Origin of the sequence: Nocardia sp. NPDC127526 (genome assembly GCF_042672265.1) — a bacterium.
Classification (GTDB): Bacteria; Actinomycetota; Actinomycetes; order Mycobacteriales; family Mycobacteriaceae; genus Nocardia.
The window spans coordinates 1-14,173 of the sequence record NZ_JBHXVO010000047.1 but is presented as its reverse complement, the minus strand read 5'-3'; the positions used below and the strand labels follow the sequence as shown (position 1 = coordinate 14,173).

16 protein-coding genes are annotated in these 14,173 nt (G+C 68.6%); 8 read left to right on the top strand and 8 right to left on the bottom strand.

The genetic code is table 11. The features are described 5' to 3' along the window. The first annotated feature begins 14 nt into the window (after positions 1–14). Positions 15–662 carry a TetR/AcrR family transcriptional regulator gene (locus ACFVIV_RS37405; protein ID WP_379204797.1) on the top strand — a complete coding sequence of 216 codons (648 nt, stop codon included), beginning with the start codon at positions 15–17 and terminating at the stop codon, positions 660–662. Positions 663–692: 30 nt separating this feature from the next. On the opposite strand, the gene ACFVIV_RS37400 is transcribed toward ACFVIV_RS37405, so the two are convergent. From ACFVIV_RS37400 to ACFVIV_RS37390, 3 genes are all read right to left on the bottom strand, one after another. After that, positions 693–2,405: an ABC transporter ATP-binding protein gene (locus ACFVIV_RS37400; protein ID WP_379204795.1), complete on the bottom strand. Its 1,713-nt coding sequence runs from the start codon at positions 2,403–2,405 to the stop codon at positions 693–695. Next, positions 2,402–4,222, bottom strand: a complete 1,821-nt coding sequence (locus ACFVIV_RS37395) for an ABC transporter ATP-binding protein (RefSeq protein ID WP_379204793.1) — start codon at positions 4,220–4,222, stop codon at positions 2,402–2,404. Before ACFVIV_RS37395 ends, ACFVIV_RS37400 begins: the two co-directional genes overlap by 4 nt. 94 nt (positions 4,223–4,316) lie before the next feature. Then, on the bottom strand, positions 4,317–4,481 hold the full coding sequence (locus tag ACFVIV_RS37390) for a hypothetical protein (RefSeq protein WP_379204791.1): 165 nt from the start codon (positions 4,479–4,481) through the stop codon (positions 4,317–4,319). A 122-nt stretch (positions 4,482–4,603) separates the two neighbouring features. On the opposite strand from ACFVIV_RS37390, the gene ACFVIV_RS37385 reads away from it, so the two are divergent. Further along, positions 4,604–5,020 (top strand): helix-turn-helix domain-containing protein, encoded by a 417-nt coding sequence (locus ACFVIV_RS37385; RefSeq protein ID WP_379204789.1) that lies wholly within the window; start codon positions 4,604–4,606, stop codon positions 5,018–5,020. Between the two features lie 12 nt (positions 5,021–5,032). On the opposite strand, the gene ACFVIV_RS37380 is transcribed toward ACFVIV_RS37385, so the two are convergent. Beyond that, positions 5,033–5,527, bottom strand: coding sequence for a winged helix-turn-helix transcriptional regulator (locus tag ACFVIV_RS37380; RefSeq protein ID WP_379204788.1), 495 nt, complete (start codon positions 5,525–5,527; stop codon positions 5,033–5,035). 80 nt (positions 5,528–5,607) lie between these two features. Here ACFVIV_RS37380 and ACFVIV_RS37375 point away from each other — a divergent pair, with 80 nt between their 5' ends. Beyond that, the gene (locus ACFVIV_RS37375) at positions 5,608–6,042 is read left to right on the top strand and encodes a 4-oxalocrotonate tautomerase family protein (RefSeq protein WP_379204786.1); all 435 of its coding nucleotides are present in this window, start codon (positions 5,608–5,610) and stop codon (positions 6,040–6,042) included. On the opposite strand, the gene ACFVIV_RS37370 is transcribed toward ACFVIV_RS37375, so the two are convergent. Next, positions 6,039–6,767: a sigma 54 modulation/S30EA ribosomal C-terminal domain-containing protein gene (locus ACFVIV_RS37370; protein ID WP_379204784.1), complete on the bottom strand. Its 729-nt coding sequence runs from the start codon at positions 6,765–6,767 to the stop codon at positions 6,039–6,041. The genes ACFVIV_RS37375 and ACFVIV_RS37370 overlap by 4 nt on opposite strands. A 186-nt stretch (positions 6,768–6,953) precedes the next feature. Here ACFVIV_RS37370 and ACFVIV_RS37365 point away from each other — a divergent pair, with 186 nt between their 5' ends. After that, positions 6,954–7,940: a potassium channel family protein gene (locus ACFVIV_RS37365; RefSeq protein ID WP_379204813.1), complete on the top strand. Its 987-nt coding sequence runs from the start codon at positions 6,954–6,956 to the stop codon at positions 7,938–7,940. Between the two features lie 89 nt (positions 7,941–8,029). After that, positions 8,030–8,644: a hypothetical protein gene (locus ACFVIV_RS37360; RefSeq protein ID WP_379204782.1), complete on the top strand. Its 615-nt coding sequence runs from the start codon at positions 8,030–8,032 to the stop codon at positions 8,642–8,644. Between the two features lie 67 nt (positions 8,645–8,711). Here ACFVIV_RS37360 and ACFVIV_RS37355 read toward each other — a convergent pair whose 3' ends face one another. Beyond that, positions 8,712–8,975 (bottom strand): SHOCT domain-containing protein, encoded by a 264-nt coding sequence (locus tag ACFVIV_RS37355; protein WP_379204812.1) that lies wholly within the window; start codon positions 8,973–8,975, stop codon positions 8,712–8,714. 206 nt (positions 8,976–9,181) lie between these two features. On the opposite strand from ACFVIV_RS37355, the gene ACFVIV_RS37350 reads away from it, so the two are divergent. After that, positions 9,182–10,183, top strand: a complete 1,002-nt coding sequence (locus ACFVIV_RS37350) for an Acg family FMN-binding oxidoreductase (protein WP_379204780.1) — start codon at positions 9,182–9,184, stop codon at positions 10,181–10,183. A 10-nt stretch (positions 10,184–10,193) separates the two neighbouring features. Here ACFVIV_RS37350 and ACFVIV_RS37345 read toward each other — a convergent pair whose 3' ends face one another. Both ACFVIV_RS37345 and ACFVIV_RS37340 read right to left on the bottom strand, forming a co-directional pair. Continuing rightward, complete coding sequence (locus ACFVIV_RS37345; protein ID WP_379204778.1) at positions 10,194–10,829, bottom strand: flavodoxin domain-containing protein; 636 nt, start codon at positions 10,827–10,829, stop codon at positions 10,194–10,196. A gap of 6 nt (positions 10,830–10,835) precedes the next feature. Beyond that, positions 10,836–11,588 carry an SDR family NAD(P)-dependent oxidoreductase gene (locus ACFVIV_RS37340; protein WP_379204776.1) on the bottom strand — a complete coding sequence of 251 codons (753 nt, stop codon included), beginning with the start codon at positions 11,586–11,588 and terminating at the stop codon, positions 10,836–10,838. Between the two features lie 166 nt (positions 11,589–11,754). Between ACFVIV_RS37340 and ACFVIV_RS37335 the strand changes: the two genes are divergently transcribed. Together ACFVIV_RS37335 and ACFVIV_RS37330 are read left to right on the top strand one after the other, a co-directional pair. Beyond that, positions 11,755–12,471, top strand: coding sequence for an SRPBCC family protein (locus ACFVIV_RS37335; RefSeq protein WP_379204774.1), 717 nt, complete (start codon positions 11,755–11,757; stop codon positions 12,469–12,471). Further along, complete coding sequence (locus ACFVIV_RS37330; RefSeq protein ID WP_379204772.1) at positions 12,468–13,460, top strand: Acg family FMN-binding oxidoreductase; 993 nt, start codon at positions 12,468–12,470, stop codon at positions 13,458–13,460. Before ACFVIV_RS37335 ends, ACFVIV_RS37330 begins: the two co-directional genes overlap by 4 nt. The last annotated feature ends 713 nt before the right edge of the window (positions 13,461–14,173 follow it).

The window sequence follows — 14,173 nt, the reverse complement described above, 5'->3', positions numbered from 1 at the left end:
TTGGAGGAGAGCGCGTGAAGAGCGCCGGCCGGCCGCCGCGCCTGTCGCTGGAGACGATCATTGCCGCGGCGGATCGGATTCTGGCGGCCGAAGGGCCGGAGAAGCTTTCGATGCGGCGGCTGGCGAACGAGTTGGGTAGCGCGCCGATGGCGGTCTACTACCACGTGCGCGACAAGGACGAGTTGTTGCTGCGGGTGCTGGAGGCGCATGCGCGGAGCATTCCGCGGCCCGAACTTCCCGAGGATCCGCGGGAGCGGCTCGTCACGACGGCGGTGCTGCTGTACGAGTTGCTGTCCGAGCGGGCGTGGATCGTCGAGGTGCTGACGGCCGATGACCTGTTCGCGCCGACCGCGCTCTGGTTCGTCGAGAACCTCATCGGCGCGGCCGTCGAATGCGGTTGCACGCCCGAGCAAGCCGTCGATGTGTATCGCACGCTCTGGTACTACATCGTCGGCAATCTGCTCATCCGGGTGAACAGCGGGCGGCGCCGGGCCCAGGCCGGCAAGGCGATCTATCGCGATCAGGCCATTGCCGATCTGGCGCCCGGCGCCTACCCGCACATCGCGGCGGTCGCCGACCGCTGGGCCGAACTCAGCACTCGCGATTCACATCGCGAGGGGCTGGCGGCCATCGTCGATGGGATGGTGCCGCGGGGCCGCTGACCTGCCGCGGTCCCCTCGGAATCTCGGCGGTCAGTCGCGCACTGTCGCCAGGGCGAGGTTCCAGAAGTCGGCGTAGCGGCCGCCTCGATTCAGGAGTTCGTCGTGGCTGCCGGTTTCGATGATCCGGCCGTTGTCGAGGAAGACGACGCGGTCGGCCCGCTGGACCGTGCGCATGCGGTGGGCCACCATGACCACCGTGCGGCCCGCCATGAGGCGTTCGATGCCCGCGTGGACGGCGGCCTCGTTGACCGGGTCCAGGGCGGAGGTGACCTCGTCGAGCAGGACGACGGGCGCGTCCTTCAGCAGGGCTCGGGCGATCGAAACGCGTTGGCGCTCACCGCCGGACAGCAGGGCGCCGGCCTCGCCGACGTGTGCGTCCCAGCCGCCGGGCAGGCGCTCGATCACCTCGTCCAGACCGGCGGCGGTGGCGGCGGCCCGCACCTGATCCGGGGTGGCGTCGGGGCGGCCCAGGCGGACGTTCTCCTCGATGGTGCCGTCGAAGAGGTAGACGTTCTGGAAGACGATGGCGATATCGCGCATGAGCTCCTCGGCGCCGATCGATCGCACATCCGCACCGCCGATGCGAACCGTGCCCGCGTCCGCGTCGTAGAAGCGGGCAAGCAGTTGCAGCAGCGTGCTCTTGCCCGCACCCGACGGGCCGACCACGGCCAGTCGCTGGCCCGCCGGCACGGACAGCGACAGATCGTCGATGATGGTGCGCCCGTTCTGCCGGAAGGTGACGGACTCGAACTCCAGGCCGTGGTCGAGCGGCCGGATCGGTTCGGCGGCTTCGGGCAGCGGTTCGGTGCGCAGCAGCGTGTCGAGCCGGATCAGTTCGGCGCGGGCGCTGCGCAGTTTGCCGCCGATATCCGAGAGCGACAGCAGCGGTTCGGCGCAGCGGGCGGCCAGCACCAGAATGGCCAAAACCTCTGCGTCGCCGATGCTTCCACCGAGTGCGAGATAGGCGCCGAGGGCCAGGAGCACGGTGAACACGAGCTGCACCGCGAGGGTCAGGCCGACAATGCCGGGCAGGGCCGACAGGGCGGAGGCGCGGGTGGCGCGCTGCACGTCGCGCAGGGAGTCGTCGAGCAATCGGAAGCGTTCGGTGGAGCGGCCGCCGGCGCGCAGAACCGGTTGCGCCTGGAGGTATTCGATGACGCGTCCGGCGGCCTCTTGATCGCGTTCGTGCCGTTGGGCATCGGTGGCGGCCATCGAACGGCCGGTCCAGACCTGGATCGCGGCCACGGCCGGGGCTGCGAGCAGGGCGGCCAGGCCGAGTTGCCAGTTGTAGGCGAGCATGACGGCGACAATGGTCAGCGGGGTCACGCAGGCGGAGATGAACGGCGACAGCAGATGCGCGATCACGCTCATGGCTTGCAGCACACCGCGACTCGCGAGGACCGATACCTGACCGACGCGGTCGGCGCTGTACCAGCCCAGCGGGAGGCGGGCCAGATGATCGCCGAGGCGGTGGTACATGCCGCGCAATAGCGTTGTCCCGACGCGGAATCCGGACAGATCGCTGAGATAGCGCAGGATCGCGTACGCCGCGACCGCGATCCCGAAGGCGGTGAGCGCGGGCCACACGTCGGCGGGATCGCTGCCGAACAGCGCCCGCAGCACGGGAATCAGCAGGGCGTAGGACAGTCCTTCTGCGATGGCGGTCACCGTCATCAGGGCCACGGTGCGGCGCACCGGCCGGGCGTACTCGTCGCCGAGCACGCGCAGCAGCATGCGGATCATCGGAATTCTCCTTGCGGTCGCTCATCGGTGAGGTCGAGTGCGGCGCGCGATTGCCAGAATTCGGCGAACCTGCCGCCGCGAGCCAGCAGCTCGGCGGGTGCGCCGGACTCGGCGATCGTCCCGTTCTCCAGCAGGACGACGGTGTCGGCGTCGGCGACCGTCTCCAGGCGATGGGCGATGACCAGCACCGTCCGATCTCGCCCGGACGCCGTCAACGCTTGGCGCACCGCGTATTCCGTCTGCGGATCGGCGAACGAGGTGGCCTCGTCGAGCACCAGCACGGGAGTGTCGGCGAGCAGGGCGCGGGCCACCGAGATCCGTTGCGCCTCACCGCCGGAGAGGTTGGCGTCCACGCCGATCACCGACTCGTAGCCGCGTGGCAGCTCGAGAATCCGGTCGTGGATGTGCGCCAGTCGCGCGGCCCGCACCACGTCGTCGAGGTCGGCATGCGGCACCGCCAGCGCGATGTTCTCCGCGATCGAGGCGCGCAGCAGGCGCACGTCCTGGAAGACGAACGACACCGTCCGATACAGCTCACGGCTGTCGAGCTCGCGCAGATCGACGCCGCCGAGCACGACCGACCCGTGGGTGGGGTCGAAGAATCGCGGCAAAAGCTGGACCAGCGTGGACTTTCCGCTGCCCGACGCGCCGACGATCGCGGTGACGGTCCCGGGCTCGAGCACCAGGTCGATGCCGCGCAGCACCTCCGCACCCGTGTCATAGCCGAAGCGGACATCGCGCAGTTCCACGCGGTGGCCGCGCGCCGCGATCGGCCGCGTGGGTTCCGGAAGCGACTGCACCGCAAGCACATCCTGGATTCGCCCGACCGCACGCTGAGCGGCCTGGATATCGTCGAAGCCGTGACCGAGCGCCGCCACCGGCGCCGTCAGCCCCAGCCCGAGCAGCAGAAACGGCAGCAGATCGGCAGGCGCCAGACCCCCGTTCGTGATCAGCACAGCACCGCCGATCAGCACGACCAGCAGCACGAACGGCGGCGACAACACCAACTGCATGCCCGCGGCGATGCCGGAGAGCCCACGCACCCACCGATAGAAGGTCGCGGCGAACTCCTCTGTGGCCGTGAGGAATTTGCGATGCGCCCGCCCGGATCCGCCGAACGCCTTGACCACCGCGATCCCCTGCACGAATTCCACGGCCGAATCCGCGATCCGGCCCATGGCCGCATCGAACTCCTCCTGCTCGCGCACCCGCGTGGCGGTCATCATCAACGGCACCAGCGCGATTGCCAGCACCACCGGAATCAGTGTGATCAGCGTGAGCCGCCAGTCGATGGTGAACAGGTAGACCGCCGACACCAGCGGCACCACGAACGCCGACACCAATTCCGCCGGCGTGTGCGCGATGAACGGATGCACGGCGCTCACATCATCGCCCACCACCTTGGCCAGCTCACCGGTCCGCCGCCGGGAGAACCACCCGATCGGCACCCGCCCCAGCCGCGCGGCCAGCCGCCGCCGGAACGAGAGTTGCACCTGCCCATCCAGCAGGTGCCCCACCCCGGACGACGCGGCCGTGAACAACAGCCGGACGAGCAGCCCCGCCGCACCCACCAGCACCACGACCCACACATGACCGTGATCAACCGGCCCCGGCGACAACAGCGTCCGTCCCAACTCGACGACCGCCAGCAGCGGCGCGAGCCCCGCCACCGCCCCGATCACCTGCAGGACGACCACCGCCGCGAACCCCCCGGCAAACGGGCGCAGCAGCGTCGAAAGGCTCTGCCCCGCCGCGGATTCGGGCTCCGCAGCAGTTGCGGCCCGCTCCCCCGGCTCGGCAAGGTCGATGGCGTTCATCGTTCTCCATCCTATTTTTGTACGCGTACGAATAGCGTACCCGCAGATCGGCCACCGTCAACGGCGGCCGATCCCGCGGACGGAGCGAAGCGCGTCAGGGAGTCGCGGTCGGGACGAGATCGAACTGATAGGACTGGTACTGGAACAGCAGACAGTCCACCCCCGGCGCGCAGCCGCTGAAGTGCGGCAGATCGGCGGGGAGGTTGGTGCGGGTGTGCACGCCGGAGGCCGCGCCCATCGTCACCACCGCCGGATTCACCGTCTCCACCGGTCACGGCCCGGACGAAGTCGCGGGCGCGTCAATCTCGCCAACCGCGTGGCCCGCCGCCTGGTCACCCTGCCGCACCGCGAGGGCGGCAGGCCCAGTTCATCGAACATCCTTTGCCAGCAACGGGATCCCAGCACCCGCTGACCGGCACCCTGCACTGGGCCATCGCCCACCTCGGTGAGGACCTGACCGTGGATCGCATGGCCGACGACGCCGCCATGAGCCGCCGCACCTTCACTCGTCAGTTCCGGAAGACCGTCGGTACCAGCGCAACCGCCTGGATCGCCACCCAGCGCATCGCAATGGCCCAGCGCCTGCTCGAAACCGGCGACTGCACCGTCGAACGCATTGCCGCCCATTGCGGTTTCGGCAGCGCGGTCACCCTGCGCGAACAATTCGCCCGCACTCTCGGCACCACCCCGTCGGCCAATCGCCGCACCTTCCGCGGCCCGCACGCCGCTCCGGTTCATCCCGACGGCTATTCCGGATCCGGCCCGTACCACCAGGATTCGATCGAGTCGTCCTCGTAGAACGGGGACTCCTCAGAGTCCGCTGCGACGGGCCAGGACCCGGGTCCCCGGACCGGCAGCCGCGCCGGGTCCGGGCAGAGCCCTCACATTCGCGGCGTGCACCCGCTCCCCGCACTCCGAGCAGCAGACCTGCGGTGTGAACGCCTTGCCGCAGCCCTGATGCACCAGCTGCACCGGCGGCCCGCCGGGCGGGGTTGCCCACTTGTCGCCCCACGCCATGAGGGCCATCAGAACCGGTACGAGTTCGAGACCGGCTGCGGTCAAATGGTATTCGTACCGCGGCGGTCGCTCCCGGTAGGCGCGACGCTCGACGATGCCGTCGGCGACGAGGCCCTCGAACCGCCGCGTGAGCAGGTTGCGGGAGATCCCCAGATTCTCGGCGATGTCGTCGAATCGGTGCAGCCCAAGGTAGATATCCCGCACGATCAGCGGCGTCCACCACTCACCCACGAGTTCCAGCGACTGCCCGATCGAGCAGTGCATCTCCGCGAAGCTGGTCCGTTGCATGCCCACAGTCTAGAGGGTTGATTCATTGAACTCACCCGGCGTAGCGTTGTCCGCACATAGTTCAATGAAAGGACTAACCAATGCCGTTCGTAGAGTTGTTCGTCCCCAAGGGTTCCCTCGACCAGGAGCACCGCGAAAAGATCGGCAGCCGCCTGGTATCGGAAGTGATGCTCGCCGAAGGCGCCCCCGACACCGAAATGGCCCGCTCCATCTCCTGGCTGGTGGTCAACGAGATCGACGCCTGGTTCATCGGCGGCCGCCAACTCCCCGCCGGGGAAAAGCCGAAATACGTAGTCCGAGTAGGCGTCCCTGCCGGCACCATGAACGACGACAAACGACGCGACATCGTCGAACGAGTCACCCGAGTCCTCGCCGACGCCGACGACGACCCGGCCCGCTTCACCGAAGCCGCCTCCGCCTGGGTCCACATCAACGAAGTCCCCGAAGGCAATTGGGGCGCCCGCGGCCAAATCGTCCGCACCGAGGACATTGTCGCCCTCGTCGCAGCGGGCTAGCCGGCGGTCGGCAGGACCAAGCCGAGGTCGCCGTCGTAGCGGCGGTAGAGGAGGCGGCCTCGGCTGTCGGCGGGGTCGGTGTAGAAGAGGAACGGGAGGCCGTAGCCGCAAAGGCGGAGGGCGGCTTCGGATTCGGTGAGGATGCGGGTGGGGTGGGGGTTCATGGTCAGTTGCAGGGCCGAGGCGTCGCGGGGTGGTTTGGTGCGGCGCTGCCGGGCCATCCGGACGCCCAGGGGGCCGGCCCAATAGACGATCGCGTCTTCGCCGGTTTCCGTGTCGGTGAACAGATGCGCCTCGTAGTCCATGGCGTCCATGGCCGCGACGGCCGCGACCACGCCACAGGTGCGCAGGGCGGCGGCCTTGCGGCGGACGATGGGACGGTCGGCGGTCACGTACGCCAGGGGTGCGCGATTGGGATCCGGGGACCAGCGGGGCGCGGAGCGGCCTGTCAGGCGGTCCAATTGGCGGTCCAGGCGCTCGGCGGCGAAAGTGAGGGCGAAGCCGCCGGGGCCGTCGGCCTGTGTGCGGACGGGGGTGTGCCCGAAACGCAGGGTCACCTGTGTCACGGTGCGACCGTCGGTGGAGCCGCCGCTCAGGCGGACGCGGGCCGGGCCGTCGAGATGATGGCGGTGCATGACCTGGCCGATCATCCGGCGGGCTCGCATCACCTGCATGGCGGTCACGTCGCCACAGCCGGCGACCTCCACGTACTGTTCCGCCGCCATCCTCGCCTCGCCTGTACCCACGGGACGAAAGCCTCCGATCCTGTTCATCGTGCACCGATTCCGACCAGACCCATGCCACCATCAGGGTGGGCCGTGAGACAGGGCCGAAAGTCCTCAGAGGTCACCGATGCCGGGCGGAAGCCGCGCCGCGAGGCGCGGCGGTGTCACAATCTTGGCGTGAATCCGATGCGTCGCCTCGGCCGTGTGGTGGTCGCCTTCGTGCTGGTGGTGCTGGCGGGAACGGTCGGCTATACGCTGCTCGGGTTCGGGGTGCTGGATGCGCTCTATCAGACGGTGACGACGATTTCGACGGTCGGATTCCGCGAAGTGCATCCGCTCACGCCGGTGGGGCAGGTGTTCACCATGGCGCTGATCCTGATCGGCGCGGGGACCGTTCTCTACATGTTCGGGGTGCTGCTGGAAGTGCTCATCGACGAACATCTACGCGACCACTTGGAGCGGAGACGAATGAACCGGGAAATCGACCGGATGCGCGGGCACATCATCGTCTGCGGCTGGGGCAGAGTGGGTCGCTCGACCGCGCAGTATCTACGGGGCCTCGGCAAGCAGATCGTGGTCGTCGATCGCGATCCGGAACGGTTGCAGGGCATCGAATATCCGCACATCCTGGGTGATGTCACCGATGACAGCGTGCTCGAGGCGGCCGGTATCGCCCACGCCCACGCACTCATCGCGGCGCTCGACAATGATGCCGACAACGTCTACGTGACGCTGTCGAGCCGGGCCATGCGCGACGATCTGGTGATCATCGAGCGGGCCCGCACCGAAAGCTCCAAATCCAAACTGCGGCGCGCCGGCGCGAATCGAGCGGTCAACCCCCAACTGATCGGCGGCCGCCGGATGGCGGCATTCGCATTGCAGCCCAATGTGGCCGAGTTCCTCGACGTCGTCATGCACGATGACGCGCTCGAATACCGCATCGAGGAAATCTCGCTCGACGCGCACTCGCCACTGATCGGCCACACCCTCCTCGACACCGACCTGCGGCGCACCACCGGCGCGCTCCTGCTCGCCCTGCGCACCGCCAACGGCCGGTTCATCGCCAACCCCACCGACGACATCCACCTCCACGCCGACACCATCCTCATCGTCCTCGGCACGCCCACCCAGCTCGACGCCGTCCGCGCACAAGCCGCCCGACCTGCGACCTGATCGCCCGCCACACGTGACCTTGTTCCCTGTACACCGTCGAATCCGGCCGGTGGACTGGGGAATACGAGTCATATCAGGTGAGGGAACAGATGGACACGATGGCGAACGACGCGGCGAGCACCGTGCTGGTGTACTACCTCGCCGTGGTCGCCGTGGTGTTCCTGGTGAACCTGATGCCGGCGTTCGGCCCGCCCACCGCGCTGGTACTGGTGCTGTTCCGGTTGAACTGGCATCTGGAACCGGTGGCGCTGGTCATCATCGGCGCCTGTGTTTCCGGCACCGGTCGCTATCTCCTCGCCACGGCGACCAATCGCCTCCGCAATCGCCTCAGCGACCACCGGAAGGCCGGGTTGCAAGCCGCCAAGGACTATCTCACCGGCCACCGCGGCCGATCGCTGGCCGGACTCGGATTGTTCCTGCTGTCACCGCTGCCGTCGGCGCAGATGTTCGAGGCGGCCGGGCTGCTGGGACTGCACCTGCTTCCGCTCGCGGCCGCGCATGTGCTGGGGCGGATGGTCAGCTACTCGCTCTATATCGGCGCGGCCGGGGTCGCCGAACGAAGTCTCGGCGACACGCTGGCGGCCTCGTTGACTTCGCCTTACGGCATCGCGGTTCAGATCGCGCTGCTCGCGGGCATTGTCCTGCTCGCTCGCATCGACTGGACCAGATACCTTGCGGGCGCGCCCGGCCGGCCCGGCCGCTGACCATGCCCGGCGCAGCCGGGCGCCGCGGATCGCTCCCGGCGCCGACGGCCGCGCGATGGTCCGCGCCCTAGCCGGTCGGTGCGATCTCGCGCAGGGTGGCGAGCCGGCTCGCGTATTCCTTGTCATCGATCTCGCCGCGCGCGAACCGCTGGGCGAGAACTTCTTCCGCGCGGGGCGGTTCCGGGCGCGGCGGTTCCGGGCGGTCGCGGTCGGACACCGCGATGCGGATCATGACCGCGAACCCGGCGATCAGCAGAGCCCAGAACAACAGCATTCCCAGACCCATGCCGAAGTAGCCCCAGCCGCTCATTCCGTGGTCGTACCAGAACATCACGACAGCACCTCTCTCGCAGTGCGGTTGAGCCCGCCGAACCCGTGCTCGGCGGCGCATTGTCACTGTGCGTCCGGCGGCGGTCCGGCGGGCAGAGGCGATTGCCCTCACCTGCGGTTACCAACGACCCGGTGGGACCATGGGCCCCGGAATGCGGGCGCTAAGGCCGTACCGCGGTCACCCGCCGGCCGAGCAGACTCGCCGATATGACTGGTACAGACACACATACCGCGGCGACCGTGCCGGATCATGCGAGCCTGGCGGAGGCCATCCGGGTCGCCGGCCGCGCGCCCTCGATCCACAACACGCAACCCTGGCGCTGGGTGTTCGACGGCGACCGACTGCACCTCTACGGCGATACCGACCGGCAGCTGTTCGCCACCGATCCGCACGGACGGGAATGGGTGATCAGTTGCGGTGCGATGCTGCACCACGCGCGCACGGTATTCGCGGCCAGGGGCTGGCGCACCGAGACGGTGCGGCTGCCCGATCCGCAGCGGCCCGACCATCTGGCGACGCTCATCTTCCGGCCGTGGCCGCAGCCGCCGGCGGATGCCGCGACACTGGTGCGGGCCATCGAGGACCGCTACACCGACCGGCTGCCGCTGCGTGAACCGCCGCGGTGGAACAATCTCGTGATCGACCTGCGCCGCTTGGTCGCGGCGCACGATCTGACGCTCGACGTACTCGTCGACAATGCCCGCACCCAACTGACCGCCGCCTCCCGGCGAGCCACCGAGGCACGGCGATACGACTCCATGTATCAGGATGAATTGGATTGGTGGGCCGGACATCCGGATACTCCGGAGGGAGTCCCGCCCACGGCGCTGGCCTCCACCGCCGAGCAGGCGCACGTCGGCGTGGCACGCGCATTTCCGGTGGTGTCGCACTCCGCCCGGCGCGCTGATCTCCAGGATGAGGCGGGGCTGGTGGTGCTGGGATCGCCCAGCGGCGATACGGTGGCGCGCTGGCTGCACACCGGGGAGGCGCTGTCGGCGGTATTGCTGGAATGCACGGCGCGGGGGCTGGCGACGTGCACGCTGACCCATGTCACCGAGCTGCCCGCCGCCCGGCGGGCCGTCGCCGATCTGATTCCGCATCGCACCACACCGCAGGTGGTGATTCGCATCGGTGTCGCGCCCGACGGCGAACGGCCGCCGCGGACACCGCGACGGCCGCTGGCCGATATCCTCACCGTCGAGGTTTGAACCCCGGGGTTCAACCCTTCCGGCGCGCACGCTGCTGATCGGCGAGATACTCGCCGATCATGGACAGCGAGGCGCCGGATCGCGATACCCGTCCGGGCTCGGGAGTCGGCGTATTCGGTTGCGCGGCACGCGACTTCAATTTCGTGGCCACCGTGCCCGCCCACTTCTCGATATCCGGCCAGCTACGCAGATCCGAAGCGGGCAACACCCGCATCGGGGAGGCCGGAAGCCGACGCAGCACGCGATGCCATCCGGTCAGCAGCGCCGGATCCCAACGCCCGCCGAACATTCCGACGGCGATCGGATGCAGCCAGTCGTATCGCGCTGTGAGCGCTTCGATCTGCGCGCTGACCTCCGACATGGGCTGGCGCACATCGACTTGCCCGGTGGCGAACACCGCGACATCGCGATGCCCCAGTGTCGTGCAGAAGCGCGTGAGGAAGCGGCGCGCCGGGCGGGGCCAGTGGCCGTAGTAGAACGGCGCGCCGAGGACGAAGCCGCGGTAGTCGTCGATCGCGTCCACGTCTTCCATTGCCCGGCAGTCGACTTCGAGCCCCGCCGCGCGCAGGGTGTCCGCCACCCGCTCGGCGACTTCGCGTGTCGAACCGTAACGGGTGGCGTAGGCGACCAGAATTCGGCCTTTCATGAAGAACTATCCTTTCGATGACTCGAAGACCGGGGCCTGCCCGGCGATGGCGCCACCGTCGACGACGAACTCCGACCCGGTGGAGTAGCTGCCCTCGGTGACCAGGAAACGCACCAGGGCCGCGACCTCCTCGGGCTCACCGAACCGCGGCAGCGGCTGCCCGGCGGCGAGGGCTTCCCCGAGACCGGCGGTCATGGGGGTGTGAATCGGGCCCGGATGCACCGAGCACACCCGGATATTCGCCGGGCCGAGCTCGAGCGCCGCCGTCTTGGTCAGGCCGCGCAGGCCCCACTTGCTGGCCACATAGGCGCCGATTCCGGCGTAGCCGACCATGCCCGCGATCGAGGAGATGTTCACGATGACGCCGCCGCCGGCACGCCGCAGCAATGGCGCGGCCAGGTGCATGCCGAGCCAGGAGCCGTAGAGATTCACATCCACGACATGCCGGAACAGGGCCGGGGATTCGGACTCCACGGTGCCGAAGTTCAGGATGCCGGCATTGTTCACCAGCACCGACAGCGGACCGAATTCGGATTCGGTCTCCTCGAGCACCCGCCGCCAGTCCTCCTCCGAGGTGACGTCGAGGCGGTGGAACCGGGCCCGCGGGCCCAGCTCGCGCGCCAGCTCGGCGCCGTCGTGCTCGAGCAGGTCGGCGATGACCACGCCCATTCCCTGCTTGACCAGTTCGGTCACGATGGCGGCGCCGATGCCGCGGGCGCCGCCGGTCACAATCGCGCTGCTGCCTTCCAGAGCTGTCATGGTGATGCCTCCGCTCCTGATCGGAATCATGTGTCGACATCGAGCATTCCGCGCGCGGTGGGGTGGATGTGACGGCCGAAGGTCACCGATGCCGCAGTCCTGTGGCCCTGCTCGCGGACCCGGTGCGCGGCCGACGATCAGGTCATCGACCATCGGAAGGAATGCGATGAACAGGATGACGGCGGGTGCGGTCGGGGCGGTTTCGGCAGCGGCTGGACTGGCGGCCGGATACCGGGTGCTGGCGCGCGAGAAGTGCTTGCACTGGGGCGCGAGCGCCGAGGAGGCCGCGCGGGCCATGCCCGGGGACGGGCTACTGCCCGAGCCGGATGTGGCGACGACCCGCGCGGTCACCATTTCCGCTGCGCCGGAGGCGATCTGGCCGTGGCTGGTGCAGATCGGTCCGGGGCGCGGCGGGGCGTACACCTATGACTGGATCGAGAATCTCATGGGCCTCGACATGCACAGCGCCGATGAGATCCTGCCGCAATTCCAGGGTTTGGCGGCCGGGGATGTCACGGCCCTCGGCGAGAAAGGGCCGCGAATGCGGGTCGCGGTGCTCGACCCCGGGCACGCGCTGGTGTTCGTCTCGGAAGATCACCACTGGGTGTGGGCGTTCGGGCTGTATCCGGCCGCCGAGGGCACGCGGCTGGTGAGCCGCAATCGGATCACCGTGCCCGGAAACGGACCGGTGCGGCGACTGGCCTGGTCGCTGGTCATGGAGCCCGGCAGCCTGGTGATGGAACGCAAGATGCTGCTGGGCATCAAGGAACGCGCCGAGCGGACACCGCTGCCGCCTTCGTCCCTGCTGGTGACCAACGGCCCCGAACAGCGGTCGGAAAGCCCGTATGCGCCGGCCGTTGTGACGCGAACACTCGAGATATGACCGCTTCGAACGTTCCTCGACCCGACCATCGGACGATCCTCGCGGCACTGCGCCTGGCGTCCCGCGCGCCGTCGGTGCACAACACCCAGCCGTGGCGCTGGGTGCTCGACGGAGATGTCCTGCACCTGTACACCGATACCGATCGGCTGCTCACCGCGGCCGATCCGCGCGGCCGCCAAATGGTGATCAGCTGCGGCGCCATGCTGCACCATGTGCGCACCGCCTTCGGCGCATGGGGCTGGCACACCGACACCGTGCGCGTTCCCGAGCCCCTGCAACCCGGCCATCTCGCCGAAATCCGCTTCCGCCCCTGGGAGCATCCGCCGGCCGGCCTGGTGGCCCGCGCCGAGGCCATCGACCGCCGCCGTACCGACCGCCTGCCCATGTCCGAGCCGCCGGACTGGCCCGCCCTGCTCCCCCGGCTGCGCATGCTGGTCTCCCCCCATTACCTCGAACTCGACACCATCGACGACAACACCCGCGCCCGCCTGACCGCGGCCTCCGAACAAGCGGCCGCGCTGCGCCGCCACGACATGATGTATCAAGCCGAAATCGGCTGGTGGGCAGGACATTCCGGTATGCCCGAAGGAGTTCCCGCCGACGCCCTGGTCTCCGATGCGGAATTCGCCCGGGTCGGCGTCGGCCGCACCTTCCCCCACGCCCCGCACTCCGCGCGGCGCGCCGACGTCATCGAAGACCACGCCCGCCTGGTGGTCCTCAGCTCCCCCGGCGATTCACTGCCCGAATGGCTCCGCACCGGCGAAGCCCTCTCAGCGGTGCTGCTGGAATGCACCGTTGCCGGATTGGCGACCTGCGCCCTCACCCACATCACCGAATTGCCCACCGGCAGAACCCTGCTCACCAACCTCGTCCCCGAACACCGCACCCCCCAACTGGTGATCCGCATCGGCGCAGCCCCCGAATACGAACAAGCCGCCCCAACCCCCCGCCGTCCCCTGACCGACATCTTCACCGTCAAAAACCACTGACACGCCACCGAATACGCGACCGCGCCGACCTTCCGGTCGGCGCGGTCGCCGTCCTCGAAGCCGAAACCCCTTGGCTACCTGCGCTTCCGCCCTCTGTTCTCCGTGGCTTCGATCCCGGACTGCAGGTTAGCCAACTTGGCCTTCTTCTCCGCTCGTTTCTCCTTCAGGGTCTTCCCCTGAGCATTGGACATCTTGCTACGCGGAGATTTGTCGGACAACTGGTACGCCCTTTGTTTGGAAGACCTCAACAGCCTCGTTGCCACGACACTACGCCACCCGCACTCTCCCCCACCCCGGGATCGAAACAGGGGACCGTCCAGTACATAAGCCGAGACCTGTTCGGTTGGCGAAAATGCGAAAGCGTCATGGAATCAACATCTCGGTGCGGGCCCTGCTGCAACAGTCGGGCGGTGTCGGGGCCGCGGGGACCCGAGACTCCCCCGGTTCGGACGTAAGGTGAGACCCCGTGGAGCCAGACAGCAACCTGGAGCACCTACGATCAGTGCTCTCCTGCGTTTTCGAGAAGCTCGACGCCGAGAGCCTCCGGGTGATCCGCTGTTCTGAAGCGGACGGCCGGACACAATTGCGGTGACCCACACCGACACCCTCAACTCGGCAGGTGCGGACGTGTCGCCCGCACCCAGCTGTGAAACACCGTCGACCGGGAACTGGTGGCGTACCCTTCTCGGGCTTTGCCGCCTCCAGTTCCCGGT